Raw genomic sequence first — 23,484 nt, 5'->3', positions numbered from 1 at the left:
TTTAGCGGTTGCAGGACTGAAGATCCAGTATCCACCAACATTATGGCGAGAGTATGGCAGCGTTGTCCAACGGCAGGAGTTGTCTTATCAATCGGCTACGGGCAACATAGCGGCTTATTTTGGCCTGCTACCGGAACCGCATGAGCGCAAACCACATTCCTGTCCAATTCAGCGATCGCAAGCGTCGTGCCGTCGATCGTCTGACGCGGCGGCTGATCACCTGCTGTGGTGTCGCGATCCTGCTGCTGATGCTGCTGCTGTTCTGCTGGCTGATTGGCGTGGTATTACCGCTGTTTAATGCGCCGGGCCTGCAAATCGCGGCCAGCCAGCAACTCTGGGATCGTACGCCCGCTTTAGCGATAGGCAATCAGGGCAATATTGGCTGGCGTATCAGCGCGCACGGTGCAGCACGTTTTATTCCACTGGATGGTCAGCCTGCGGAACCGGCGCTGGCGCTGACCCCGGTGCCCGATGAGGTGGTGCAGAGTGCTGATGGGCAGACGCTGCTACTGAATATGCAGGGCGCGCTGACGCTGATGCAGCCTGCGACCGACCGGCAGTGGCGCTTCCCGCTGGGCGACAAACCCTTTCATCTGCCTGATGGCGCAGTGACAAAGATGGCGCTGGCGACGCGTCATGCGGGTCAGTGGCGCATCGCTGCCCTCACTGAGGCCGGACTGCGGGTGCTGACGCTGGGCACCGATCGTCAGGCGTCGGTTATCCCGCTGCCGCAACGCCAGCTGGATCTGCTGGCACTCTCGCCGTCCGGCGATCTGCTCTACACCACCGAAGGCAATCTGTTGCGGGTCTGGCAGCTTGAGGATGATCATGCCCTGCTGCGCGAAACGCATACTCTGTCGCAGCCTCCACAAAGTCTGCATCTGCTGGTGGGCGGCAAAAGCCTGCTGATTCAGGATCACAGTGGCGTCACCCAATGGTTTGCTATCGCCAGCGATCAGGGGCCGCGCCTGCAGCGCATCCGGACCTTTGCCGACAGCGACGGCGAGACGATTCTGGTGACGGAATCGCAACGCCGGGTGTTTGCCACACTCAGTCAGCAGGGCATGCTGCGGCTGTTCGCCAGCAAGCAAAACGGTCCGATACTGCAGCGTCAGCTGGAACCTGGCATTGTGCACGCGCAGTTTTCACCCCATGGCGACAGCCTGCTGATTGAGCGGGCGGGAAGCTGGCAAACCCTGCGGCTCGATAATCCGTGGCCGGATGTGACCTGGCGTAATTTCTGGCAGAAAATCTGGTATGAAAACTACCCCGGACCCGACTGGGTCTGGCAATCTACCGCCGCCGGTGACAGCTATCAGGCCAAGTTCAGTCTGATGCCAATGGTCACGGGAACGCTGAAAGCGGCCAGTTTAGCGCTGCTGTTTGCCACGCCGCTGGCGCTGGCCGCAGCGATGTACACCGCGTGGTTCATGGCACCGGGGCTGCGGCGCTGGGTTAAACCGGCCATCGAGATGATGGGCGCGCTGCCAAGCGTTGTAGTGGGGCTGATTGCCGGAATCTGGCTCGCGCCGCATATTGGTCAGGCGCTGGTGGGTGTACTGCTGCTGCCCGTAACGCTGGCAGGCGCGCTGCTGCTGTGTGGCGTATTCAGCGCGCGTTTACCGCCGCGCTGGCGTCAGCCGGGGCGGGAGGTACTGATTTTGCTGCCGTTTTTGCTGCTGGTCACGCTATTGACGCTGTGGCTGCCGACGTTATTTATACCGGATGCGGGCGACTGGCTGTCGCACTATGAGCAGCGCAACCTGCTGGTGGCTGCGCTGGCGATGGGCTTTGCGCTGGTGCCGCTGATCTTCACCCTCTCTGAAGATGCACTTTTCAGTGTACCTGCGGCGCTGGGCCAGGGTTCACTGGCACTGGGGGCTACGCCATGGCAAACCCTGACCCGCGTCGTACTGCCGGGTGCCTCCGCGGGGATTTTTGCCGCGCTGATGATCGGTCTGGGACGTGCCGTAGGAGAAACCATGATTTTGCTGATGGCGACCGGTAACACACCGCAAAGTGAAGGTGGCTTGTTCAGTGGTCTTCGCGCATTGTCCGCCAACATCGCCATTGAGATGCCGGAAGCCGCAGCGGGTAGTGCGCACTATCGCGTGCTGTTTCTCAGCGCCCTGATGCTGCTGCTGTTTACGCTGGTAATTAACACGGTTGCCGAACTGATCCGCCAGCGGCTGCGTCAGCGTTACAGCCAGCAGGAGGAGCAGGCATGAAGGCGATGCGACAGAATGACCGCTGGCGCTGGTTAACCGCTGGTGCCGTCGCCGTCTGCCTGCTGGCCTTTACGCTGCTGATCGGGCTGCTGGCGTGGCAGGGCGTTCGCGCTTTCTGGCCGCAGCGCGTGGACCTCTATACCTTCAGCCAGCCTGAAGGCGGCGAAACGCGCCTGCTGGGCGAAACCCTGGAGCATCAGCGTCGTTTCCCGGCTCCTGCCGATGAGCAGGGTAACAGCGACGGGCAGGTGCATCGCTATCTGATTAAAACCGGTAACCGTGACTGGGACGCCCCCGATTTCCGCGTGGTCTACAGCCGTGCAGCGGCAAAAATCAGTCAGCCGCCGGACGTCATGGTGCTGCAGCGGCGCAGCCACGGTCAGGCCTATGGCTGGTTTGTCGGCCTGCGTGAAGATAACGAAGAGCTGACGGCGCAGGATCCCGATGCGCTACTGCATCAGCGGCTTGGACAGGTGCAGATGCTGGTGCGGCAGGCTAACGCGATTCGCCGGGTGGATATGGCGCGTCTCAACAGCCAGCGTGAAGAGCTTGATGAGCAGGCGGCCACAAATCGGGCGGCCGGACGCTTTGATCTGCAGGCAGAGTCAGAATACCAGGCCAATCAGGCGGCTTTACAGCGGCGCTTTAATCAGCTGAGTGAAACACTGGCTTCTCTGCAACAACAGAGTCAGCGCGATCTGTTAATCCTGCGGGATGTGCAGGGCAATGAACATGCCATTCCGCTGACCGAAATCGTCGACAGCTGGAAGCCGAACGCGATGACGCTGACCGGCAAAACCAGGCATTTTCTGCATCAGCTATGGCGTTTCGTCAGTGATTCACCCGCCGGGGGCGAAAGTGAATCAGGCGCATTTCCGGCGATCTTTGGCACTGTGCTGATGGTGCTGCTGATGTCGGTGGTGGTGATGCCGCTGGGCGTTATCGCCGCTATCTGGCTGCATGAATATGCCGGACGCAATGCGTTGACCAGGCTGGTGCGCATTGCGGTTGTTAACCTGGCCGGCGTCCCTTCCATTGTTTATGGGGTATTTGGTCTGGGCTTCTTTGTCTGGCTGGCAGGCGGCACGATTGATCAGCTCTTCTTTGCCAGCGCGTTGCCCAACCCCACCTTCGGCACGCCAGGCTTACTCTGGGCATCGCTGACCCTGGCGTTACTAACGCTGCCGGTAGTCATCGTGGCGACCGAAGAGGGCTTATCCCGTATTCCCAACAGCCTGCGGCAGGGTTCGCTGGCGCTGGGCGCGACCCAGGCGGAAACGCTGTGGAACGTGGTGCTGCCGATGGCGGTGCCAGCCATGCTCACCGGCCTGATCCTGGCGGTGGCGCGAGCAGCAGGTGAAACCGCGCCGCTGATGCTGGTGGGCGCGGTGAAAATGGTACCGGAACTGCCGGTCGACGCGGTATTTCCTTATCTGCATCTGGATCGCAAGTTTATGCATCTGGGCTTTCAGATTTACGATCTGGCGTTTCAGAGTCCGAATATTGAAGCTGACCGGCCGCTGGTGTTCGCCACCGCGCTACTGCTGGTGCTGATTATTCTGTCGCTTAATCTGCTGGCGATGGGCCTGCGTCACCGTCTGCGTGAACGCTATCGCCTTATGACTCAATAACAGGCTATGACTATGACGTCCGACACGGATATCGCGCTGACCGTTAACCATCTGTCGCTGTGGTATGGCGAGCGCCAGGCGCTGCAGGATATTTCGCTGCAGGTGCCGAAAAACAGGATTACTGCGCTGATTGGCCCTTCGGGCTGTGGCAAGTCGACGCTGCTGCGCTGCTTTAATCGCATGAACGACGTGATTGACCACTGCCGGGTAGAGGGTGAAGTGTTGCTGGGATCGCAGGCGATCCTGCGCCCCGAACAGGATCTCTCCGCGCTGCGCCGTCGGGTCGGCATGGTGTTTCAGCGGCCGAATCCTTTTCCAAAATCGATTTATGAAAATGTGGTCTACGGACTGCGTTTACAGGGTGTGCGCGATCGGCGGGTACTGAACGAAGCCTGTGAGCGTGCGCTTCGTGCGGCCGCGCTGTGGAGTGAGGTGAAAGACCAGCTGTCACAGAATGCGCTGACGCTCTCGACCGGACAGCAGCAGCGGCTGGTGATTGCCCGCGCCATTGCGATTGAGCCGGAAGTGCTGCTGCTGGATGAGCCGACCTCGGCGCTGGATCCCATCTCCACGCTGGTGATTGAAGAGCTGATGACCACGCTGAAGCAGCATTTCACGCTGGTGCTGGTAACGCATAACATGCAGCAGGCGTCGCGCGTGTCCGATTTCACCGCGTTTATGCATCAGGGCGCGTTAGTGGAGTTTGATGAGACCGACCGGATTTTTACCGCACCGAAGCAGCGACGTACCGAAGATTACATTACGGGGCGTTACGGCTGAGACAGCATCGGGAGCAGAACAGGTTTTTGTGTCAGACGGCTCATATGCTTAAAGCGATGGGAGCCTATGCCCGTAGTAAAGCAGCGCGGGCCATGGATGGCCCGCGCTGAGCTGCCATGGATGGCATTTTTTGCGTCTTTACGAAGGGCATAGGCTCCCTGAGCCTTTACTCTGCCAGTACTTCATAAGAAGCCCTGGCTTCCGGTGCATCAGTCGTTAGCATAGCCCTGCGGTGGCAGTGGTTCGCCATCCAGCCAGGCCTTACCATCACGCATCAATAGCCGTCCCTCAACAAACCAGTCGATGACCAGCGGATAGATGGCGTGCTCCTGATGCTGCACCCGCTCGGTAATCTCCGCTTCGCTATCGTCAGGAAAGACCGGGACTTTAGCCTGCAGGATCACCGGCCCCCCATCCAGCTCGTCCGTCACGAAATGCACGGAAGTGCCATGTTCGCTGTCGCCGTTCTCCAGCGCCTGACGGTGCGTATGCAGGCCCGGATATTTCGGCAGCAGGGAAGGGTGAATATTCAGCAGGCGATCGTGAAAATGCGCCACGAATGCGCTGCTGAGAATACGCATATACCCAGCCAGGACGACAAGGTCGGGCGAGTACGCTTCAATCTCAGCGATCAGCTGGCGATCAAAGGCTTCGCGGTCAGCGAAGTCGCTGGCGGCAAGCGCGTGGGCGGGGATCCCCGCCTCCTGCGCCCGCGTCAGGCCATAAGCGGCGGCACGGTTGCTGAACACGGCAGCGACGCTGCCGTGAATCCGCCCGCTTTCACAGGCGTCAAGGATGGACTGAAGGTTACTTCCGTTGCCGGAAATCAGTACAACCAGCTTTTTCATCCGTTGATGACCACACGCTCTTCGGCATCCGACGCTTTAATCACGCCGAGCTTCCAGGCTTTCTCGCCGGCCGCTTCCATCAGCGCAATCGCCTTGTCCGCGTCTGCCGGGCTCAGTGCGATGATCATGCCGACACCGCAGTTAAAGGTACGGTACATCTCGAAACGGCTGACGTTGCCCGCCTGCTGTAACCAACTGAAGACTGCTGGCCACTGCCAGCTCTTCTCGTCGATCACGGCCTGGGTGTTGTCGGGCAGGACGCGCGGGATATTTTCCCAGAAGCCGCCGCCGGTCAGGTGTGCGATAGCATGCACATCGACCTGTTCAATCAGGCTCAGGATATTTTTCACGTAGATGCGGGTCGGTTCCAGCAGATGATCGGCCAGCGGTTTGCCTTCCAGCTGTTCAGCCAGCGGATCGGTGTTGCTGACTTCCAGAATCTTGCGCACCAGCGAATAGCCGTTGGAGTGCGGGCCGCTGGAGCCGAGGGCGATCAGTACGTCGCCATCCTGCACCTTACTGCCGTCGATAATTTCTGACTTTTCCACCACGCCGACACAGAAACCGGCCACGTCGTAATCTTCGCCGTGATACATGCCTGGCATCTCAGCGGTTTCACCGCCCACCAGCGCACAACCTGACTGCAGACACCCTTCGGCGATGCCGGTGATCACCGCAGAGGCAGTATCCACATCCAGTTTGCCGGTGGCGTAGTAGTCCAGGAAGAAGAGCGGCTCAGCGCCCTGAACCACCAGGTCGTTGACGCACATCGCGACCAGGTCAACACCAATGGCATCGTGACGTTTGAGATCCATCGCCAGACGCAGCTTGGTGCCCACGCCATCGGTGCCGGAGACCAGCACGGGTTCACGGTATTTTTGCGGCAGCGCGCAAAGCGCACCAAAACCGCCCAGTCCACCCATCACTTCCGGGCGACGCGTCTTTTTCACTACGCCTTTAATACGGTCAACCAGAGCGTTACCAGCATCAATATCAACACCGGCGTCTTTGTAACTGAGAGAGGTTTTGTCGGTCACTGCGAGGTCCCCACGCGAGTTGCGGTTGGTGGTTTAAAATAAAGCGCGGCAATTCTATCAGTGCAGGCAAACGTTTGCGAGTGCGGGATTGCGCCTCAGGCGATTTTCATTAATCCTCTATTTTTCCCGGTAAACCCGCGGCTTTGCGCAAGAGCAGGTGGCGCAGGGCGCAAAAGGCGGTATAATCCCGCGATTTTTTTTAGCTCAACTCATTCCGGGAGAACACCAATGAAGATCGTGGAAGTCAGACACCCGCTGGTCAAACATAAACTGGGCCTGATGCGTGAGCATGATATCAGTACAAAGCGTTTTCGCGAGCTGGCCTCTGAAGTGGGCAGCCTGCTGACCTACGAAGCGACCGCCGATCTGGAAACAGAGCGCGTCACCATTGAGGGCTGGAACGGCCCGGTAGAGATCGATCAGATCAAAGGTAAAAAAATCACGGTGGTGCCGATTCTGCGTGCCGGCCTGGGCATGATGGAAGGGGTGCTGGAACACGTTCCCAGCGCCCGTATCAGCGTGGTGGGTGTTTACCGTGATGAAGAGACGCTGGAGCCGGTTCCCTATTTCCAGAAGCTGGTCTCTAATATCGAAGAGCGCCTGGCGCTGGTGGTCGACCCGATGCTGGCGACCGGCGGTTCCATGATTGCTACCATCGACCTGCTGAAGAAAGCGGGCTGCACCAGCATCAAAGTGCTGGTTCTGGTTGCCGCACCAGAAGGGATTGCTGCACTGGAGAAAGCGCATCCTGATGTTGAGCTTTACACCGCGTCAGTGGATCAGGGACTGAACGAAAAGGGTTACATCATTCCCGGTCTCGGCGATGCCGGGGACAAGATTTTCGGAACCAAATAAATCGCACAGCCGACCAAAGAGTCGGCTTTTTTTTGGCAAAAATAGTGCCCCGAACGGATTCGGTCTGCCGCAAGGCGCACCGGCGTGCCTGCTGCTGTGCAGAGACGCGAACCCACGGGGATAAAAAACATAAGGGGATAAATGATGACTCGTCGCGCCATTGGCGTCAGTGAACGGCCGCCGTTACTGCAAACCATTCCACTCAGCCTGCAACACCTGTTCGCCATGTTTGGCGCTACGGTACTGGTGCCGATTCTGTTCCACATCAACCCGGCGACGGTGCTGTTGTTCAACGGCGTCGGCACACTGATTTATCTCTTTATCTGTAAAGGCAAAATTCCCGCCTATCTTGGTTCCAGTTTTGCCTTTATCTCGCCGGTGCTGCTGCTGTTGCCACTGGGTTATGAGGTCGCGCTGGGCGGATTTATCCTGTGCGGCGTGCTGTTCTGTATCGTGGCGCTGATTGTGAAACGCGCGGGCACCGGCTGGCTCGACGTGATGTTCCCCCCGGCGGCAATGGGCGCGATTGTCGCCGTCATTGGTCTTGAGCTGGCGGGTGTCGCCGCCAATATGGCCGGCCTGCTGCCCGCGGAAGGCAGTTCGCCCGACAGCAAAACCGTGCTGATTTCGCTGGTCACGCTGGCGGTAACGGTATTCGGTTCGGTACTGTTCCGTGGCTTCCTGGCGATTATCCCGATTCTGGTCGGTGTGGTGGCAGGCTATATGCTCTCTGCCTTTATGGGCATCGTTGACTGGAGTGGCGTGGTGAAAGCCCCGTGGTTTGCCCTGCCAACCTTCTATACGCCGCGCTTTGAGTGGGTGGCGATGCTGACGATTCTGCCTGCGGCGCTGGTGGTGATTGCTGAGCACATCGGTCATCTGGTGGTCACCGCTAACATCGTGAAGAAAGATCTGATTCGCGACCCTGGCCTGCATCGTTCGATGTTCGCCAACGGCTTATCCACCGTTATTTCTGGCTTCTTTGGTTCGACGCCAAATACCACCTACGGTGAAAACATCGGGGTGATGGCGATTACCCGCGTCTATAGCACGTGGGTGATTGGCGGTGCGGCGATTCTGGCGATTCTGCTCTCCTGCGTCGGCAAACTGGCGGCGGTGATCCAGGCGATCCCGGTGCCGGTCATGGGCGGCGTGTCGCTGCTGCTCTATGGCGTCATTGGCGCATCCGGTATCCGCGTATTGATCGAATCGAAAGTCGATTACAACAAAGCGCAGAATCTGATTCTGACCTCGGTGATCCTGATCATCGGCGTCAGTGGCGCGAAGGTACACATCGGCGCGGCAGAGCTGAAAGGGATGGCGCTGGCGACGATCGTGGGTGTCGGCCTGGCGCTGATCTTCCGTGTGATCACGCTGTTGCGACCGGAAGAAGTGGTGCTGGAGGCTGAGGAAACGCGCGAGCATTGATCGCAGCGCGCCTGACAGGATCGGGGCAGGGACGCTCCATTCATCTCTTTCTGAAAACTGTGTTAGACTTCCCCCGATTTTTTGCTTGTTCTCTTGCTGAGGTGCTTCTGAACACGCCGGCACAATTGTCATTGCCACTCTATTTACCCGACGATGAAACCTTCTCCAGCTTCTGGCCGGGGGAAAACCCGTCGCTGATTGCCGCACTCAAAGGCGCTCTCAATCAACAACATGGCAGCTATCTCTACTTCTGGTCACGCGAAGGCGGCGGGCGGAGCCATCTGCTGCACGCCGCGTGCGCCGAAATGTCCGCGCGCAGCGAAGCGGTCGGTTACGTTCCGCTGGATAAACGCACCTGGTTTGTTCCGGACGTACTGGAAGGGATGGAGCAGCTGTCACTGGTCTGTATCGATAACATTGAGTGCATTGCAGGCGAACCGGAGTGGGAGATGGCGATCTTCGATCTCTATAACCGCATTCTGGAAACCGGCAATACGCGCCTGTTTATTACCGGCGATCGTCCGCCACGCCAGCTGAATCTGCAACTGCCCGATCTCGCCTCGCGGCTGGACTGGGGACAGATCTATCGCCTGCAGCCGCTCTCCGACGAAGACAAACTGCAGGCGCTGCAACTCCGTGCCGGATTACGTGGTTTTGAGCTGCCGGAAGATGTGGGGCGCTTCCTGCTGAAACGACTGGATCGGGAAATGCGCACGCTGTTTGATACGCTGGATCGGCTTGATCGCGCCTCGATCAGCGCGCAGCGTAAACTCACCATTCCCTTTGTTAAAGAGACGCTCGGCCTTTAAAGAATGTCGAGCACGGCTTCTGGCGGACGTCCGATCCGCGCCTTATCGCCATTGATCACAATCGGCCTTTCAATCAGCACCGGATTTTCTACCAGGGCATCCAGTAGCGCACTTTCGTTTTTGTCGCCGAGTGCCAGCTCGCTGTAGATCGCCTCTTTGGTACGCATCAACTCTCGTGCGCTCTGCATTCCCAGTTTCTGTAGCAGAATTTGCAGCGTCTCGCGATCGGGCGGCGTCTGCAGATAGAGCACCACTTCGGGCTCAATGCCGCGCGCGTTCAGCAGCGCCAGCGTTTCGCGGCTCTTACTGCAGCGCGGGTTATGGTAAATCGTCACCATCTGGGATTCTCCTTTTATTCGCAACGCGCTGGCAGCGCGAGGGCTTAGCCTTTCTGATACTGCTTAAAGCGCTGTTGTAACTGACGCAGCTGATCGATACGGGCATCGTAGCGCGCCTGTTTCAGGCTGCCGAGCGGCACCTGTGCGCTGGCGCTGCCTAACGCGGTAATGGCCTGATCAAGCTGACCATTCAGCGCCAGGCTCTCTGCCCGTGCCGACAACTCTTCATCATTCAGTCCCTGCTGTGCAGAAGCCTGTGCCAGTAAGTCCCAGCCGTTGGGATCATCTTTATTGGCCCAGGTATAGCGGTTCAGAATACGACTGGCACTGGCATACTGCTTCGCTTCAACATAGGCATTCGCCAGGTTGAGCTGCACCACCGGACTGTTTTTGGCACCGGTTGCGGCGGTGAGCAGGGCGATCGCCTGTTGTGGCTGATTCAGGCCGATATCGATGTCTGACATGATGTCGAGGAACCAGACGTTATTGGGCTGTTTCGCCAGCAGTGGCGTCATGATCCGCTTCGCATCGGCATAGCTCTTCGCCTGTAAAAACTGTATGGCCTTGCCATATTGTGACGCCAGCTGCTCACGGGCATTACCGCTGGCATACTGACTCAGCAGTTCGTCAGTAAGCTGATTACGTCCGGTGGCGTACATCCCCAGCGCACGCACCTTCGCCAGGTAAAAATCTTCAGTAGACTGCACGACGACCGGGCGCATCTGGTTAGCACGGTTGCGGGCATCCGCCAGTCGGCTGTCGGGCAGGGGGTGCGTCAGCAGAATTTCAGGTGGCTTAGAGGAGAAGCGGCTCTGATCGGCCAGCTTCTGCAGAAAGTTCGGCATCGCCTGAGGGTCGAATCCGGCGCGCTGCAGCACCTGAATGCCAATGCGGTCCGCCTCCTGCTCATTGCCCTGCGTAAAGCTAATGATCCCCTGCTGCGTACCCGCCAGGGTGCCGGTCAGCGCCGCCATGCCCGCCTGCGGACTCGCCATCGCCAGCAGTATCGAGCCCAGGGCACCGACCCAGGTGAGCGGGGCATTGCGCTTCTGATCTTCCATGGCTCGCGCCAGATGGCGCTGGGTGACGTGTGAAATTTCATGCGCCATCACTGACGCCAGTTGACTTTCATTTTCGGTAAAACGAAATAGCGCCGAATGCAGCACTACGTTGCCACCGAAGAAGGCAAAGGCGTTAAGCTCATCGTTCTGAATCAGAAAGAAGTGGAACGGGGTTTTTACGGCGTCGGCGTGCGAGACCAGCCGCTGTCCCAGCTGATTAATGTACTGATTAAGCAGCGGATCGTTGATCAGCGGCGCACTGGCACGCAGCTGGCGCACATAGAAGTCGCCCATCTGCAGTTCCTGATTAATCGACAGCGTCGAACCGGCCGTGGTGCCAATATCGGGAAGCGAATCACTGACATCAGCGTGGGCCGGTGTCAAAGTGGTGAAAATGAGCGTCGGGAGGAGCGCGGCGATTAGCGTTTTCTTTAACCGGTTCAACATGCCTTAATCCTGTAGAGAGGCCCTGAAAATGGACAGGTGCGCAGCGGGAATGTTCCATTTTTCGCAGATAACGGCGGTTCGCGACTATCTTAACCAGAGCATCAAAAGAAAGAAATGTCGTTTTCTGACCGGTGCCTGGTGTAATTTGTGCAAGATCGCAGATTTTGACGAAAAAAACTGAACATCCTGCCAACTTAAACCGCAGTTAAACGAGATAAATCCGGGGAGGTATTACCGGGATCCTGAGCAGCTAAGTTGCCACTTATCTGTTCATTCCCGCCGCGCTTCGCCAGAATAGAGCAGAATCTGCTGACAGACATCCGCAACGGTAAATGTTCTTTTTTTAAAGTTATGTAAATTCAATCAGAAAAACTGAATATGGCACGTCTTTTTCCAGGTCTACTCTGAAAAAATAGCCCACGCTGAGCCGCAAAATGTCTCTGCGTCATTGATAAATTAAATCGATTTTCCTGCGCCCATCTCCCTGATTCCAGCTAAGCATGGCTGTTATTTTTTCGCATCAACTCAGGAGGCAGAGATTAAATTCCCGATAGTCAGATCCACTCCTGCTAAGACTCTTTTTTCTGCATGATAAAAATCTTCGATTAATTCTCTCAGTGAATAATTTCAGCAGTTATCAATAGCGCGTTGACCTGAATTTACAGAAGCGAGAATTAATCCTGCGCTGTGGTATAGATAGCCGACCTGATTCTGCCCTGAATCTGACAAACATTATTTGCCGGAGAGAAGTGTTATGCGTTCAGTTGTTTCATACGCGTTAATCGCCATTATTGGCGGCGTCGTTGGCGCGGCTGTCACACAGAGTGGCAATATTTACGACAAAGTGACACGTCATTTTGCAACCGAGCCACAGGAAGCTGCTGGATTCTGGAGCACCCCGGCGATTGAAGGCTACGGCAAAATTCATTACGAGTCTGACGCCGCGTTTAAACCGGTAGCGGGCCTGAGCAACAAAATTGTTTTCCAGATTACCCGCAGCGACGGCGCGATGACCGCACCGAATCTGGGACTGGAACGCGTGGCGCGCGTAGTGAATCTCTATATCGCCTCCGGCATTCCAGCGGACCAGCTGAAGTTTGTGGTTTCGGTTACGGGTGACGCAACGCCCGCCATGCTGGATAACGCCCATTTCAAACAGTTTTATGGCATCGAAAATCCAAACCTGAAGCTGATTAATGAGCTGAATCAGGCGGGAGTGAAAGTCTCGGTCTGCGATCAGTCCGTGGCATTCCATCACTATCCGAATAACTGGATTGATAAATCAGTTATCCATGCGCTTTCCAGTCCGACCACCGTATCAACCCTGCAAAACCAGGGGTACGCGTGGCTGGCAATGTAATTGATGTTTTTAAACGACCGGGAGAAGAGTTAATGCGTCCAGCAGCGTTAGTAGTAATGGCAGCCGTAGCAGGATTTATTGGCGGCAATGTTTTACAGTTGCCAGAATTATTCGATAAGGTCAGCGGCAAAATGGCAGATAATAAATCTGAGCCCGCTGATTTCTGGAGTACGCCAGCGATTGAAGGTTACGGCAAAATACATTATGTCGATACGCCGGCATTTAAACCCGGCACCACAGCGGGTCTGAGTAATAAAATTGTTTTTCAGATTAACCACAATGACGGCGATATTCGTAAGCCGAATCTGGGCCTGGAGCGTGTAGCGCGTGTCACCAACCTCTATTATGCGGCGGGTGTGCCACTCGACCAGCTCAAATTTGTGGTGTCGATAAACGGCGACGCGGTGTCGTCAGCGCTGAATAATGACCAGTTCAGCAAAGCCTACGGCGTGGATAACCCGAACCTGAAGCTGATCAGCGAACTGAAAAAAGCGGGCGTTCAGGTCACTATCTGCGACCAGTCCGTAGCGTTTCATCAGCTCGATCGCAACTGGATCGACCCGATGGTCACCCATACCATCTCCAGCGGCACCACCGTTGCCACGCTGGAAAACAGCGGTTACGCCTTCCTGATGCTTTAATTCCCTGCAGCGGCGTCACTGCCGCTGTCACCTGCCGGTCATGTTAACGTGATGCGTCTGTCATATAACGCCGCTAGTTTACGTCGCAATGCGATCGACGAGGCTGTAATGACAGATTTAATCAGCGTAGCCCGACTGGCAGGGTCTCCCGCGCAACCGCCGCGCGCGCCTTCTCTGCTCCTCATCTGCTGAAACCGGGCACGCTGCAAAAGGTGCTTGCCGCCTAGGAACAGATCGGTTTTCGTCCGAATCATATTGCCCGTCAACTCCGTACCCAACACTCCACCACGCTTGGCGTACTGCTGCCTTCACTGCTTAATCCGGTTTTTGCCCTGCAACTGCAGGCGATGGAGCAGCAGGCCCGTCAGGCTGGGTATGCGCTGCTGGTGGCAACCAGTGATTATCAGGCGGAGCGGGAAGCGGCCATTGTCGAACATATGCTGCACCAGCGTGTCGCCGGTCTGGTTCTTACGGTGGCAGACGCCGACCGCAGTGCGCTGCTGCCGACGCTGGCGGCAGCAAAGATGCCATTCGTGCTGACCCACAACGTGCCGCTTTCCCGGATCACGCCTATCTGCAGGCGGGACCCACCCTGAACTGACAGCTCAGCGTTGGCGGCGTCAGGCTGCTGGCGCTGGACTCCAGCGTACCGCAACAGCCCTGGGGTGAGCTGGACGAGCTACAGCTGCACTGGCTGGACCGGCAACGATTACGTTATCCGCAGGCTCTGGAAGCGATTATCGCCCGCCATGGGCAGGTTGAAAGGGTATTGTGTGGTCATCTGCATCGCAGTCTGCAGACCCGCTTTGCCGGCACGATCGCCTGTGTCGCGCCGGGTGTATCGCATCAGGTGGTGCTGGATCTGCATCCCGACGGGCCGGCTCACTTTATTCTGGAACCGCCCGGCTTTTTGCTGCACTGCTGGCAACCCGGGCAGGGAATGGTCACGCATCAGTGTGCGATTGGCCACTTTTCGGGACCCTGGCCTTTTTACGATAGTCAGGGATTAATCGATTAGTGCCAGTAAAATCTGGATTCTCAGGCGTGAAATTTGTCTTAATGCTGCTCAAAAATGCCGACACCGTGTAGACTTAAGCCCGGATATCCGGGCTTCTGGCACACATTAAAAAAATAATCAGGCATTGACGACATGACATTTATCTCCGGGGCGGCGACGCCATGTTAAAGCTCTTTCGGCCCAAGGCCGATTTGCGCAATCTGATCGCCCTGCTGGTGATTGTCAGCATTGTTATCACGCTCGCGAATACGCTTTACGCCACCTGGCGGGTTCAGCGCCAGGTGCTGATTGACACCACGCTTGAGGCCAACCGGGCCTACGCCGCCAAACTGGCCTCTACCAGTGAGATTTTCTTTCAGCTCGCGCAGTCACAGCTACATTACAGCGCCAACCAGCTCAGTCGCGACTTTAATAATGGTGCATTGCTGGAAAGCGAAGTCAGCCGCCTGCGCGAGCAGACCAGCAGTTTCAACTCAGTGGCGATAGTGGATGCGCAGGGCGTGATCAAAGCGATTTCGCCTGAGTCGTTGACCCTGAAAGGTATGCACCTGACCAGCGACGCCTCACGGGAAGCGCTGACTCTCCGCCAGCCGATCATCAGTAAACCCACTCTTTCTGCCGCCAACAATCTGCTGGTGTTTGTCTCCTGGCCCGTCTGGAGTGCCGATGGCGACTACCTGGGCTATATCGGCGGCACCATTTATCTGAAGAAAAAAAGCATTCTGAATGCGCTGCTGGGTGAGCAATTTTACCGGGATGGCACCACGGTCTATGTGCTCGACAGCAATAATGAGGTGTTGTATCACCAGAACCGGCAGCTGGTGGGTAAAACGCTGCCTGCCATCGTCAGTCCGCGCGACGAGCAGACCAATGGCTCGCTGATGCTTGCCGGTCCGGGTGAGTCAGCCCAGCTGGCGGGCTTTGCTGTCGTGCCGACCACCGGCTGGACAGTGGTGGCCCTGAAGCCGATTAACGTTACGCTGGATCCGCTTTCTGGTCTGTTAATGAACGTCCTGAAAAACTCGGTGCCGTTTGCGCTGCTGACTCTGCTGGTGGGCGTGGTGCTGGCGCGGTTGATCGCCCGGCCACTCTTCCAGCTGGCCCGCAAAGCCAGCCGGATGGATGCGCAGGGGGTATCAAAAGAGATTGGTGGCATCACCGCCTGGTATTTTGAGGCGGCTCAGGTTAAACGTGCACTGCTCACCGGTATTGGTCTGTTGCAGGACAAGATTGGCCGTCTTAGCTCGGAAGCGCAGACCGACCCGCTGACCCAGTTGCTTAATCGCCGTGGTCTGAACGCGGTGCTGGAGTATTACCGCACGCTGCGCCAGCCTTTCTCGGTGCTGGCTCTGGATATCGACCACTTCAAAAACGTCAATGACAGCTGGGGTCATGATGTCGGTGACCGAGTGATTCAGCAGGTGGCGAGCACGCTGCGTGCCAGCGCCCGTCAGTCTGATGTGGTGTGTCGCAACGGCGGAGAGGAGTTTCTGATGCTGCTGCCGGGCACGGCCCTGGATGAGGCACAGATCATCGCGGAGCGCGTACGGCTGGGTATTGCTGAAGCCTGGCTCACAGATGTAGGACGAATTACCTTGTCTATTGGCGTTGCGGCATGGAATGGCACCCAGGATGCCGGGCTGGAAACGAGTCTGAAACAGGCGGATGCGGCGCTCTACGCGGCGAAAAATGCCGGGCGAAACTGCGTTATCGCTGCCGCAGCTTAATCGCACGACTTAATCGCACAAATAGCGGCTCTTTTTTACGGCAGGGAAGCGTGAAGGGAAAGAAGATAAGCAGGGCGCGGCGGTCAGGCTACCGCGCCCCTTAACATCAGGCTGACTTAACGTAATCCAGCACCATGTCGTGGTGATTCGAGGTCTTAAAGTTATCAAACACTTTCTCAATCCTGCCCTCAGCATCGATCAGGAAGCTGATGCGATGAATGCCATCATAGGTTTTCCCCATAAAGGTTTTTTCACCCCAGACGCCAAACGCCTGGCAGACTTCATGATTTTCATCTGACAGCAGCGTGAAGTTCAGCAGCTCTTTTTCGACAAACTTTGACAGTTTTTCCGGTTTGTCGGTGCTGATACCCAGGACTTCCACGCCCGCTTTTTTCAACTCATCCATGTTGTCACGCAGACCGCACGCCTGCACGGTACAGCCTGGCGTCATCGCTTTCGGGTAGAAGTACACCAGAACGCGCTGTCCCTGGAAGTCGGTCAGATTCACGTGTTCGCCGTCCTGATCGGGCAGGCTAAATGCAGGTGCAGTATCTCCGGCTTTCAGTGGATTCATCACATCTCTCCATTTTTTTATTCAGGCTGTGGGTAATACACCATCCGGACCGAAACGACCAGAGGGAACATTACCATCAGGGGGTATTTCACCACATAGCCGATCACGCGTCAGGCATGTGGAGAAATCACTCCGGTTTATAAACTAAAGCTTAGCGTACCGCGCTGACAGATTCGCTGCTGTCGGCATCAGACACACTGTAGAGACGCAGCGTTCCCTGCGCATTCAGCTCCTGACACAGGGTATTAAAAGCCTGCTCAAAAGTGGTGCCGCTGGTTCGTGTCGGACTGTGGGCGGTCATTTGAATATAGAGCGTTGGTGGCAAATTGTGTTGCGCGGGTGTGATGCGCGACACCAGTTCGGCCACATTCATCTGATGCTTATCAATAAGATCGGTAAAGCGTTCAATAATATGCGGCGAGTCGGCTACTTCAACCTGAATGAACGCGGTATCGGGCATCGGCGGACGAACCCCGGCGTTGGTGCGCTTCATGACGATAAGCAGCTCCAGTTCTGCGCCTTTCAGCGGCAGTGTCGATTCAATCAGCGTAATCGCGTTCCAGCTGCCCGACAGCAGCATAATAAAGGTGAATTCATCCCCAAGCATGGCAAGACGGCTATCTTCAATATTGCAACCGCAGCTGCTGACGTGTCGGGTAATCGTATTGACGATACCCGGCCGGTCAACACCGAGCGCGGTGATCACCAGATGATGAGGCTGAGATTGCGGCAAAATGGCTTTTCCTCTGCTTTCGCTAATAACCATAAGGTAAACATAAAAAAAACTGCTGACAAGCGCGGGAATGGCGTGGCTTGCTTGCTTTTCCCTAAGTGTAAAACGTACCATGAAGCACTTGTTTGTCGAGGGGATCGCCAATGTTTACGGGAAGTATTGTTGCACTCGTTACGCCAATGGATGACAGCGGTAATGTCTGCCGGTCGAGTCTGAAAAAACTGATTGATTATCACGTCGCCAGCGGCACCGCGGCGATCGTTTCCGTCGGCACCACAGGCGAATCTGCGACCCTGAGCCATGAAGAACATGGTGATGTGGTGATGCTGACCCTGGAACTGGCCGATGGCCGTATTCCGGTGATTGCAGGAACCGGTGCAAATGCCACCGCTGAAGGCATCTCTCTGACGAAGCGTTTTGAAAATTCCGGCGTCGTGGGTTGCCTGACCGTGACGCCTTATTACAATCGTCCGACGCAGGAAGGGCTGTTCCAGCACTTTAAAGCGATTGCGAATAGCACCAGCCTGCCGCAGATGCTGTATAACGTTCCCTCGCGTACCGGGTGTGACATGCTGCCGGAAACCGTTGCCCGTCTGGCCGAAATTAAAAATATTATCGGAATCAAAGAGGCAACCGGGAACTTATCGCGGGTTAGTCAGATCCAAGAGCTGGTCAATGAAGACTTTATTCTGGTGAGTGGCGATGACGCGACTGCGCTGGACTTTATGCAACTGGGCGGCAAAGGCGTCATTTCGGTGACCGCAAATGTGGCTGCACGTGAAATGGTCGAGCTGTGTCAACTCGCACAGCAGGGCAATTTCGTTGAAGCACGCCGCCTGAATCAGCGTCTGATGCACCTGCACCAGACGCTTTTCTGTGAACCCAATCCTATCCCGGTGAAATGGGCTGCGAAACAGCTAGGATTAATCGCTAACGACACGCTGCGTCTGCCAATGACGCCACTGACTGCAGCCGGCCAGCCGAAAGTGGAGCAGGCGCTGGTGAAAGCGGGTTTGCGATAATTTAGGGAGTTTGAATGAATTACTCAGTAAAGCGGTCAACAGTAGCCACAGTAGTCGGGCTTTCTACTCTGATGCTGTTGTCGGCCTGTTCAAGCGATCAGCGTTATAAGCGCCAGGTCAGCGGTGACGAATCTTATCTTGAAGCCAGCCAGTTAAGTGAACTGAAAGCGCCAGCCGGTATGATCCTGCCGGTTCAGCGTGGTGACTATGATGTGCCGCGCACCAGCAGCCAGGCACCAACCGGCAAGCAGCTCGATATCCGTCCGCCAGCCCAGCCGCTGGCGCTGATGAACGGGACGCGCGCGCAGTTCAGCAATAATACCGGTGCGCTGATGATCGATAACAGCCGCGGTTCAGTCTGGTCACGGGTCGTTAACGTCGTTGAGTCAAACAAATTCCCGATTGCTTCACGTAACGATGCCGGTCAGCAGCTGACGACCGACTGGGTGCAGTGGAACCGTGCTGATGAAGATCAGCAGTATCGTGGCCGCTATCAGATCAGCGTGCAGTCGCAGAGCTATCAGCAGCAGCTTACCGTGCGTCTGCTGGAGCTGCAGCAGGATGGTAAAACCATTACGTCACCTGTGCAGATCCAGCGTTACACCGCGCAGATGCTGAATGAAATCAGCAGCGGTCTGGATAAGATTGATACCGCCAGTGAAAACGCGGCATCAGGCCGGGTAAGTGGCGCTATTGATGTCCAGAGCGGCGCAGATGACACCGGTCTGCCCATGCTGATCCTGCGTACGCCATACAACGTGGCATGGCAGCGTCTGCCAGATGCGATGAAACGCGTCGGGATGGAAGTGACCGATACCACCCGCTCAACCGGCAGCATGAAGGTGACCTACAAGTCACCAGGCAGCAGCGACTGGGATTCAGTCGGTGCAAAAGATCCGGAATTACCAAACGGTGATTACAAAGTGCAGGTCGGCGATCTCGACAACCGTACCAGTCTGCAATTCATCGACCCGAAAGGGCATGTGCTGACCCAGTCGCAGAACGATGCGCTGGTGGCCGTGTTCCAGGCGGCGCTGAACAAATAAAGTTGCCTCAGGCCGGAGATTCTCCGGCCTTTTTATTTTGTTTTTGGCATAATAGCGCGCGGCGAAGTAAACGATTGCGTCAAGGCAATCGCCGCAGCGGCACTGGTCGCTGAACACCCGTTATTTCAAGTCTGGAGTGAACAAGATGCAAAAGCGAGCTGAGTTGTATCGCGGTAAAGCGAAAACCGTATATAGCACCGATAACCCGGATCTGCTGATACTCGAATTCCGCAACGATACGTCAGCAGGTGATGGTGCCCGAATCGAGCAATTTGATCGCAAAGGAATGGTTAACAACAAGTTTAACCACTTCATCATGACCAAATTGCAGGAAGCAGGTATCCCGACCCAGATGGAAGCGCTGCTGTCCGATACCGAAGCGCTGGTAAAGAAGCTGGAGATGGTGCCGGTCGAGTGCGTGGTGCGTAACCGTGCCGCAGGCTCGCTGGTAAAGCGTCTGGGCGTGGAAGAGGGCATTGTGCTCAATCCGCCGCTGTTTGATCTTTTCCTGAAAGATGATGCAAAGCACGACCCGATGGTCAACGAATCTTACTGTGAGACCTTCGGCTGGGTGAGCAAACAGAACCTGGCGCGGATGCAGGAGCTGACCTTTAAAGCCAACGACGTGCTGAGCAAACTGTTCGACGATGCGGGCCTGATTCTGGTCGACTTCAAACTGGAATTTGGTCTGTTTAACGGCGAAGTGACGCTGGGCGATGAGTTTTCGCCAGACGGTGCGCGCCTGTGGGACAAAGAGACGCTGGATAAAATGGACAAAGACCGTTTCCGTCAGAGCCTGGGCGGTGTGGTTGAAGCCTATGAAGCGGTGGCACAGCGGCTTGGCGTGAAACTCGACTGAGTTTGCCTGCAGCGCAGAAAGAAAGCACACAGAATAAGGAGAGCCCCGGCTCTCCTTGTTTCATTTCAGGGTAAAGCTGGTGATTGCACCGTCACACAACTAAAATCATGCCATCTGAAAAATGACTGAGGGAATACAGCATGCGCTGGCAAGGGCGTCGCGAAAGCGACAATGTAGAGGACCGTCGCGATCAATCGTTCGGTTCAGGTGGCGGAGGCCGCCAGATTCGTCTGCCGCGTGGCAAAGGCGGTATCGTGTTACTGATCGTGGTGGCAGTCGCCGGTTATTACGGATATGACCTGACCGGACTGCTGACGGGGGGTGACGTTGCACCGACCAGCCAGCAGCAACAGCGCAGCGTCAGTGCCAATGATGACGAGGCGGCGAAATTCACGAAAGTGATCCTGGCCACCACGGAAGACACCTGGGGCAAGCTGTTCCAGCAGATGAACAAACAGTATGTAGCGCCGAAGCTGGTGATGTATCGCGGTGCAACCCGCACCGGCTGCGGAACCGGGCAGTCGGTGATGGGACCGTTCTACTGTCCTGCCGATCAGACTGTCTACATCGACCTCTCTTTCTATGACGAGATGAAAACCAAGCTGGGCGCAGGCGGTGACTTCGCCCAGGGCTACGTCGTCGCGCATGAAGTGGGCCACCATGTCCAGAAACTGCTGGGCATTGAGCCGAAAGTGCGTGAAATGCAGCAGGGTGCCAGCGAAAAGCAGGTGAATCAGCTCTCCGTCAAAATGGAACTGCAGGCGGACTGTTTTGCCGGTGTCTGGGGACACTATATGCAGAAGGAAAACATCCTTGAAGCAGGCGATCTGCAGGAAGCGCTGAATGCCGCTGAGGCGATTGGCGATGACCGTCTGCAGCAGAAAGGTCAGGGCCGCGTCGTGCCGGACAGCTTCACCCACGGCACCTCTGAGCAGCGCTACACCTGGTTTAAGCGCGGGTTTGATGGTGGCGATCCAGGACAGTGCAACACCTTCGCCAGCAACTGATGATCTCAACGCAGCTTATGCAACAGGCCGGTGTGCGTCGTCTGGCAGTCATCAGCGGCGACCCGGCCTGGTGCTTAGGTCGGGCTGCGGCGTGGCGTGATGCGTTGCCTGGCGACTGGCTGGAGCTAAGCCCGGCACCGCTATTCTTTGCTTCATCTGAAGAGTCACACCTGCATAAAACACCTGGCGCAGTACGCACGTTGCTGGGACGCGAATTCCATCATGCGATATTCGATGCCCGCCAGGGCTTTCATGCCGAGGCTTTCGCGGCGCTGGCGGGTACGCTCACCGCCGGAAGCTGGCTGCTGCTGCTGGTACCCCCCTGGCAAGCGTGGTCGCAACAGCCTGACAGCGACAGCCTGCGCTGGGCGGACGTCGCTGAACCCATCGCAACCCCTCATTTTGTTCACCACCTGCAACAGCTAATCCTGGCGGATGACCAGGTGCTGCTGGATCGACAGCATCAGCCCTGCCGTTTTCCGGCGCAGCCGGACTGGCCGCAGTGGCACTGTCAGGCACCACAGCAACAGCAGGCGATCCTCGAGCAGCTGATGGCGCTGCCCTCGGGGGTCGCCGTACTGACCGCTGCCCGTGGACGAGGTAAATCGGCGCTGGCGGGAATGCTGGCCCGGCAGAACAGACATTGCCTGGTGACGGCACCGGCCAAAGCCTCAACAGAGGTGCTGGCTGCTTTTGCCGCTGACCATTTTCACTTTATGGCACCCGATGCACTGCTGGCGCTGGAGACGCCGCTCCAGGTGGAGTGGCTGATTGTGGATGAAGCAGCGGCGATCCCGGCACCGTTGTTGCAGGAGCTGGTCAGCCGCTATCCCCGCGTATTGCTCACCACCACCGTTCAGGGCTATGAAGGCAGCGGGCGCGGCTTTATCCTTAAATTCTGCGCCGGGCTTACCGGCGTTCACTATTTCACACTGGACGAGCCGCTACGCTGGTCGCGTTTTGATCCGCTGGAGCAGTGGCTGAATCAGGCGCTGCTGTTTGAGGATGCCAGCGCCACTGTGCCCGATTCTCCGTTAACACCGCATCGTGTTGAACGGCATGATTTCAGCGCGCTGGATGCCGCTTATCGTCTGCTCACCAGCGCGCACTATCGCACGTCGCCGCTTGATCTGCGCCGCCTGCTGGATGCACCCGGTATGCAGCTGTGGCGGGCGGGCGATGCACCCGCGTTACAGGGCGCGCTCTGGCTGGTGGAGGAGGGGGGGCTGGAACCTGAGCTGGCGCAGGCGGTCTGGGCGGGCACCCGGCGACCGCGCGGCAATCTGGTTGCACAGTCGCTGGCCGCTCACGCCGGTCTGGTTGAGGCGGCAACCCTGCGATCGCAACGCATCAGCCGGATTGCTGTGGCGGCGGAGAGCCGTCGTCGGGGAACCGGACAGCAGCTTGTTGCTGCGGCGGCTAATGCGGCTGCCGATCACGACTACCTCTCTGTCAGCTTCGGCTACACTGAATCACTCTGGGCGTTCTGGCGCGCCTGCGGCTTTACTCTGGTAAGGATCGGCAGTCAGCGGGAAGCCAGCAGCGGCTGCTACGCGGCGATGGCACTATTGCCCTGTTCTGCTGCGGGTGATGCACTGACGCGCCGGGCAGCAGAACAGCTGGCGCGTGACTGGCCGCGGTTGCGGCAGCATATCGCGCTGGAACTGCAGTTTGATAAGACCACGGACGACGAATTAACTGCTCAGGATAGCTATCTGGCCGTCGGTTTCGCCTGGTCGCAGCGGCCACTTGAGTCGAGTCTGCCGGTATTGCAGCGCCTGGTAGAGTCCAGTGCCGTCTCCGTACCGCTGCTGGCCTCCGCGGTTGCTGCACCTGATGCGCTAAGCGACCTGGCCCGGCAGGCGGGCTTAAGCGGCCGCAAAGCGTTGATAGCTAAGCTACGTCAGCAGGCGGCTTCAGCCCTCGAAAGCCTGGGCGTTACTGCTGACGCGCTGCACCGGCCGTTGAAATAATTCGACCAGCTGGTTCAAATTATCCTCATATCATTTTGTGCCAGGCGGCGTAGAGTGAACAC

20 protein-coding genes and 2 pseudogenes are annotated in these 23,484 nt (G+C 57.1%); 16 read left to right on the top strand and 6 right to left on the bottom strand.

Annotation, left to right across the window (positions count from 1 at the left end; all coding sequences use genetic code 11):
- Positions 1–140 precede the first annotated feature (140 nt).
- The 3 genes from F3I20_RS02200 to pstB are packed head-to-tail and all read left to right on the top strand — an operon-like array spanning position 141 to position 4,639.
- On the top strand, positions 141–2,228 hold the full coding sequence (locus tag F3I20_RS02200; RefSeq protein ID WP_150038310.1) for an ABC transporter permease subunit: 2,088 nt from the start codon (positions 141–143) through the stop codon (positions 2,226–2,228).
- Positions 2,225–3,859, top strand: coding sequence for a phosphate ABC transporter permease PstA (gene pstA / locus F3I20_RS02195; protein WP_150012557.1), 1,635 nt, complete (start codon positions 2,225–2,227; stop codon positions 3,857–3,859). The genes F3I20_RS02200 and pstA overlap by 4 nt, the downstream gene beginning before the upstream one ends.
- A gap of 12 nt (positions 3,860–3,871) precedes the next feature.
- Positions 3,872–4,639 (top strand): phosphate ABC transporter ATP-binding protein PstB, encoded by a 768-nt coding sequence (gene pstB / locus F3I20_RS02190; protein ID WP_150012555.1) that lies wholly within the window; start codon positions 3,872–3,874, stop codon positions 4,637–4,639.
- A gap of 209 nt (positions 4,640–4,848) precedes the next feature.
- Here pstB and purN read toward each other — a convergent pair whose 3' ends face one another.
- Together purN and purM are read right to left on the bottom strand one after the other, a co-directional pair.
- Positions 4,849–5,487, bottom strand: a complete 639-nt coding sequence (purN, locus tag F3I20_RS02185; protein WP_150012553.1) for a phosphoribosylglycinamide formyltransferase — start codon at positions 5,485–5,487, stop codon at positions 4,849–4,851.
- Positions 5,484–6,524 (bottom strand): phosphoribosylformylglycinamidine cyclo-ligase, encoded by a 1,041-nt coding sequence (gene purM / locus F3I20_RS02180; RefSeq protein ID WP_150012551.1) that lies wholly within the window; start codon positions 6,522–6,524, stop codon positions 5,484–5,486. Before purM ends, purN begins: the two co-directional genes overlap by 4 nt.
- A 228-nt stretch (positions 6,525–6,752) precedes the next feature.
- Between purM and upp the strand changes: the two genes are divergently transcribed.
- The 3 genes from upp (at position 6,753) to hda (ending at position 9,616) form a co-directional block, all read left to right on the top strand.
- On the top strand, positions 6,753–7,379 hold the full coding sequence (gene upp, locus F3I20_RS02175; protein WP_009088774.1) for a uracil phosphoribosyltransferase: 627 nt from the start codon (positions 6,753–6,755) through the stop codon (positions 7,377–7,379).
- 144 nt (positions 7,380–7,523) lie between these two features.
- On the top strand, positions 7,524–8,807 hold the full coding sequence (gene uraA / locus F3I20_RS02170) for a uracil permease (RefSeq protein WP_150012672.1): 1,284 nt from the start codon (positions 7,524–7,526) through the stop codon (positions 8,805–8,807).
- A gap of 101 nt (positions 8,808–8,908) precedes the next feature.
- Positions 8,909–9,616, top strand: a complete 708-nt coding sequence (gene hda, locus F3I20_RS02165; protein ID WP_033743385.1) for a DnaA inactivator Hda — start codon at positions 8,909–8,911, stop codon at positions 9,614–9,616.
- On the opposite strand, the gene arsC is transcribed toward hda, so the two are convergent.
- Both arsC and bepA read right to left on the bottom strand, forming a co-directional pair.
- The gene (arsC, locus tag F3I20_RS02160; RefSeq protein ID WP_150012549.1) at positions 9,613–9,954 is read right to left on the bottom strand and encodes an arsenate reductase (glutaredoxin); all 342 of its coding nucleotides are present in this window, start codon (positions 9,952–9,954) and stop codon (positions 9,613–9,615) included. The genes hda and arsC overlap by 4 nt on opposite strands.
- Before the next feature lie 44 nt (positions 9,955–9,998).
- Positions 9,999–11,462, bottom strand: coding sequence for a beta-barrel assembly-enhancing protease (bepA, locus tag F3I20_RS02155; RefSeq protein WP_150012547.1), 1,464 nt, complete (start codon positions 11,460–11,462; stop codon positions 9,999–10,001).
- Positions 11,463–12,216: 754 nt separating this feature from the next.
- On the opposite strand from bepA, the gene F3I20_RS02150 reads away from it, so the two are divergent.
- The 5 genes and pseudogenes from F3I20_RS02150 to F3I20_RS02130 all read left to right on the top strand — a co-directional run bounded on the left by F3I20_RS02150 (position 12,217) and on the right by F3I20_RS02130 (position 16,208).
- Positions 12,217–12,822 (top strand): DsrE family protein, encoded by a 606-nt coding sequence (locus tag F3I20_RS02150; protein WP_150038308.1) that lies wholly within the window; start codon positions 12,217–12,219, stop codon positions 12,820–12,822.
- A gap of 32 nt (positions 12,823–12,854) precedes the next feature.
- Complete coding sequence (locus F3I20_RS02145; RefSeq protein WP_033733500.1) at positions 12,855–13,463, top strand: DsrE family protein; 609 nt, start codon at positions 12,855–12,857, stop codon at positions 13,461–13,463.
- A gap of 108 nt (positions 13,464–13,571) precedes the next feature.
- A pseudogene (locus F3I20_RS02140) lies at positions 13,572–14,017 on the top strand (LacI family DNA-binding transcriptional regulator); the annotation flags it as partial.
- A pseudogene (locus tag F3I20_RS02135) lies at positions 14,011–14,481 on the top strand (metallophosphoesterase family protein); the annotation flags it as partial. The pseudogenes F3I20_RS02140 and F3I20_RS02135, both read left to right, overlap by 7 nt.
- 161 nt (positions 14,482–14,642) lie before the next feature.
- Positions 14,643–16,208, top strand: a complete 1,566-nt coding sequence (locus F3I20_RS02130) for a sensor domain-containing diguanylate cyclase (RefSeq protein WP_150012541.1) — start codon at positions 14,643–14,645, stop codon at positions 16,206–16,208.
- A gap of 106 nt (positions 16,209–16,314) precedes the next feature.
- Here the strand turns inward: F3I20_RS02130 and bcp are convergent, their stop codons facing one another.
- Positions 16,315–16,782: a thioredoxin-dependent thiol peroxidase gene (bcp, locus tag F3I20_RS02125; RefSeq protein WP_010260016.1), complete on the bottom strand. Its 468-nt coding sequence runs from the start codon at positions 16,780–16,782 to the stop codon at positions 16,315–16,317.
- A 151-nt stretch (positions 16,783–16,933) separates the two neighbouring features.
- Positions 16,934–17,515, bottom strand: a complete 582-nt coding sequence (locus F3I20_RS02120) for a glycine cleavage system transcriptional repressor (RefSeq protein WP_150012539.1) — start codon at positions 17,513–17,515, stop codon at positions 16,934–16,936.
- A gap of 143 nt (positions 17,516–17,658) precedes the next feature.
- Between F3I20_RS02120 and dapA the strand changes: the two genes are divergently transcribed.
- From dapA to F3I20_RS02095, 5 genes are all read left to right on the top strand, one after another.
- Positions 17,659–18,537, top strand: coding sequence for a 4-hydroxy-tetrahydrodipicolinate synthase (gene dapA / locus F3I20_RS02115; RefSeq protein WP_010260008.1), 879 nt, complete (start codon positions 17,659–17,661; stop codon positions 18,535–18,537).
- Between the two features lie 14 nt (positions 18,538–18,551).
- Positions 18,552–19,583, top strand: a complete 1,032-nt coding sequence (gene bamC, locus F3I20_RS02110) for an outer membrane protein assembly factor BamC (RefSeq protein WP_150012537.1) — start codon at positions 18,552–18,554, stop codon at positions 19,581–19,583.
- Between the two features lie 145 nt (positions 19,584–19,728).
- Positions 19,729–20,442, top strand: a complete 714-nt coding sequence (gene purC, locus F3I20_RS02105) for a phosphoribosylaminoimidazolesuccinocarboxamide synthase (protein ID WP_013358686.1) — start codon at positions 19,729–19,731, stop codon at positions 20,440–20,442.
- Positions 20,443–20,582: 140 nt separating this feature from the next.
- On the top strand, positions 20,583–21,449 hold the full coding sequence (gene ypfJ / locus F3I20_RS02100) for a KPN_02809 family neutral zinc metallopeptidase (RefSeq protein ID WP_150012535.1): 867 nt from the start codon (positions 20,583–20,585) through the stop codon (positions 21,447–21,449).
- Positions 21,449–23,422, top strand: coding sequence for a tRNA(Met) cytidine acetyltransferase TmcA (locus F3I20_RS02095; RefSeq protein ID WP_150038323.1), 1,974 nt, complete (start codon positions 21,449–21,451; stop codon positions 23,420–23,422). Before ypfJ ends, F3I20_RS02095 begins: the two co-directional genes overlap by 1 nt.
- Positions 23,423–23,484 lie beyond the last annotated feature (62 nt).

It is taken from the genome of Candidatus Pantoea gossypiicola (genome assembly GCF_008632075.1).
Lineage (GTDB): Bacteria > Pseudomonadota > Gammaproteobacteria > Enterobacterales > Enterobacteriaceae > Pantoea > Pantoea gossypiicola.
The sequence above is the reverse complement of the archived record's forward strand: the minus strand, read 5'-3'. Positions and strand labels throughout refer to the sequence as shown.